2 protein-coding genes and 1 pseudogene are annotated in these 3293 nt (G+C 72.2%); 2 read left to right on the top strand and 1 reads right to left on the bottom strand.

Annotation, left to right across the window (positions count from 1 at the left end; genetic code table 11):
• Window positions 1-118, bottom strand: a pseudogene (locus KBX39_RS27110) (16S rRNA (cytidine(1402)-2'-O)-methyltransferase); the annotation flags it as partial.
• An 83-nt stretch (window positions 119-201) separates the two neighbouring features.
• Between KBX39_RS27110 and KBX39_RS27105 the strand changes: the two are divergent.
• Both KBX39_RS27105 and KBX39_RS27100 read left to right on the top strand, forming a co-directional pair.
• Window positions 202-1881 (top strand): phospholipid carrier-dependent glycosyltransferase, encoded by a 1680-nt coding sequence (locus KBX39_RS27105; protein WP_210873188.1) that lies wholly within the window; start codon window positions 202-204, stop codon window positions 1879-1881.
• Between the two features lie 286 nt (window positions 1882-2167).
• The coding region (locus KBX39_RS27100) for a VWA domain-containing protein (protein ID WP_210873186.1) at window positions 2168-3293 on the top strand (1126 nt) is incomplete at its 3' end.

The following is a 3293-nucleotide window of genomic DNA, read 5'->3' as shown; positions in this document are numbered from 1 at the left end:
CGGCGGCGACCACGTCGGCGACGGCCAGCACCTCCCGGAACCGGGCGGACGCGTCGGCCGGGTTGCCCAGCGGCGCGCCGAGCAACACCAGCCGTCCGACCTCGGACATTTCCCCCACGGCGCGTGCTCCCTCATCGATGGTCGTACCAATTTCGGAGACGATGGACGCCACCGGGCACCCTCGCAGCCTACGATCGCCGGGTGACGAGTGCGTCGACAGCACAGAGCGCGAACCCGGACCCTTCCACCGCCGAGCGCGGCGACGGCAGCGGGGGCGGGCTGCCCGCCGCCGTGCGGCGCCGGCTCGCCACCGTCGACGACCGCATCGGTCGGGGGCAGGCGTGGCTGGCCACAGCCGTGGTGGTGGCGATCGCGGCGATCCTGCGCTTCGTGGGGCTCAGTTTCCCGCCCGGCAAGGTCTTCGACGAGACCTACTACGCCAAGGACGCGTACGGGCTGATCGACCGCGGCGTCGAGTGGAACTACAAGGACAACGGCCCCTCGTACGTGGTGCATCCACCGCTGGGCAAGTGGATGATCGGGATCGGCGAGTGGGCCTTCGGCTACCAGGACGCGGACAGCGGCGTCTCGGTGCCGGGCCACCTGATCACGACGTCGCCGGAGTTCGGCTGGCGGTTCGGCGCGGCGGTGGCCGGCACACTGTCGGTGCTGCTGCTGGTCCGCATCGGCCGGCGGATGTTCCGGTCCACGGTGCTGGGCTGCGCGGCGGGCCTGCTGCTCGCGCTCGACGGGTTCCACCTGGTGCTGTCCCGCACGGCCATCCTCGACATCTTCCTGCTGCTGTTCGTGCTGGCCGCGTTCGGCGCGCTGGTGCTCGACCGGGACGCCCGGCGACGGCGCTGGACGCGGGCCCTGGAGGCCGGGCTCGACCCGACCCGGCCGGGGCGGGCCGGGCGGCCTCCGTCCGGTTGGCGGAACTGGCCGTGGTGGCGGCTGGCGGCCGGGGTGCTGCTCGGCTGTGCCTGCTCGGTCAAGTGGAGCGCGATCTACTTCGTGCCGGCGTTCGCGCTGCTGGTGCTGTTCTGGGAGGTGGGCGTCCGCCGTTCGGCAGGGGTTCGCCGTCCGTGGCGTGACGCGGTGCTGGACGAGCTGCCCTGGCTGCTCGCGGCCGGCGTGCTGATGGTGGTCACCTACGTCGCGACCTGGTCGGGCTGGCTGCTCAGCGACGAGGGCTACTACCGCCTGGCCGAGCGCTACCCGAACAACCCGGAGCTGAGCGACACCCCGTTCATCGGGGCGCTGAACAACCTGTGGGAATACCACAAGGCCTCGTACGGCTTCCACACCCAGCTCGACGACCCGCACAAGTACCAGTCCTGGCCGTGGCAGTGGCTGCTGCTCGGCCGCCCGGTGGCGTTCCACTGGTCCGGGGACGGCAGTTGTGGCGCGCCGAGCTGCGCGTCGGAGGTGCTGCTGCTGGGCACGCCGCTGCTGTGGTGGTCGTTCCTGCCGGCGATCGCCGCGACCGCCTGGCTCGGCCTGGCCCGGCGGGACTGGCGGGCGGGCGCGATCCTGCTCAGCATCGCCGCCGGCCTGCTGCCGTGGTTCTGGTTCGCGCTCGACGGCCGGACGATGTTCTCCTTCTACGCCGCGCCCGCGGTGCCGTTCCTGGTGCTGGCGGTGGTCTATGTGCTCGGCGCGAGCACCACTCCGGCGCCGGTAACCGCGACGACCGCTACGGCCGCGCCGCCCGATCCGCAGCAGCTACGGGATCGGCGGATGGTGGGCGGGATCATCGCGGGCGCCTACGTGTTGCTGGTGGCGCTCTGTTTCGCGTACTTCTACCCGATCTTCGTGGGCCGGGTGCTGCCGTACGCGGAGTGGTCGGCGCGGATGTGGCTGGACGGCCGCTGGATCTAGAGGCGCGGGCGCCGGCACAAAGAAGCGCGCCCCGATCGCCTGCCACGGGGGAAGCGGGCGATTGGGGCGCGCAAGACAGAGCTTAACCACACTCCGGCACGGGCACAACGGGTGCGGGCCGGTCAGATTTGCGACGGGCACGCCACTGCCGAAAGGTTCACCTCCGGCATCTAACAGTGGGTCATCCTGCGGGAACATAACGGGTTCGATCTCCGGCGCCAGGCAGGAGCAGAGGGACGCCGGACCCGGATGATCTTCCAAAGTGGATCTCACTACACTTCGCCCGGTGATCAACAAGAGACGATCGACGATTGTCCTCTTCGGACTGCTGACGGCCGCCGCGCTGATCGGACCGAGCCCCGCCGGGGCCGACGACGAGACCTCCGAGCCCGTCGCCGAGCCACCCAAGGTGGAGCTGGTCCTCGACGTCAGTGGCTCGATGCGGGCCCGGGACATCGACGGGCGCAGCCGGATCTCCGTCGCGCAGCAGGCGTTCAACGAGGTGGTCGACGCCCTGCCGGACGAGACACAGCTCGGCATCCGGGTGCTCGGCGCCACCTACCAGGGCAAGGACAAGAAGCAGGGCTGCCTGGACACCCAGCAGATCGTGCCGGTCGGCCCGGTGGACCGTACCCAGGCCAAGGCCGCCGTCGCCGGGCTGCGACCGACCGGTTTCACACCGGTCGGGCTGGCGCTGCGCTCCGCCGCGCAGGACCTGGGCACCGGCAGCACCGCCCGCCGGATCGTGCTGATCACCGACGGTGAGGACACCTGCGCCCCGCCCGACCCGTGCGAGGTGGCGCGCGAGCTGGCCGCCCAGGGCACCCGGCTCGTCGTGGACACGCTCGGCCTCGCCCCGGACGAGAAGGTACGCAACCAGTTGCTCTGCATCGCCGGCGCGACCGGCGGCACCTACACGGCGGCGCAGAGCGCCGACGAGCTGACCGGCCGGATCAAGCAGCTCGTCGACCGGGCCCGGGACACGTACACGGCCACCCCGGCGGTGGTCGGCGGCGGCGCGGCGTGCCAGGGCGCGCCGCTGCTCGCCCCCGGCGTCTACAGCGACCGGGAGGCGTTCTCCGAGCACCGTTGGTACCGGGTGCCGGTGCGGCCCGGCCAGGAGCTGCGCGCCTCGGTGAGCGTCGCGCTGGACCGGCCGGTCAACCCGGACTACGGCGTGCTGCTGCGCGCCACTGCGCCGGACGGGCGGGAACTGGTCCGCGGCGTCGACGCCGGAAGCGGGCGCACCGACGTGGTCTCCGCCGGACTGCGCTGGTCGGCCGCCGAGGAGGAGGACGACGACGGCCCGAGCCCGGAGCCGAGCCCCGGCGCGGAGCAGGCCGTGCGAACCGTCTGCCTGGTGGTCAGCAACTCCTTCGCGGCCAAGCCCGGCACGCAGACCCAGCCGGGTA

Source organism: Micromonospora sp. D75, from assembly GCF_018070405.1.
In the GTDB taxonomy this organism is placed as follows: Bacteria; Actinomycetota; Actinomycetes; order Mycobacteriales; family Micromonosporaceae; genus Micromonospora; species Micromonospora chalcea.
Note: the sequence above shows the minus strand (reverse complement) of the source record. Positions and strands in the feature narration are given on the sequence as shown.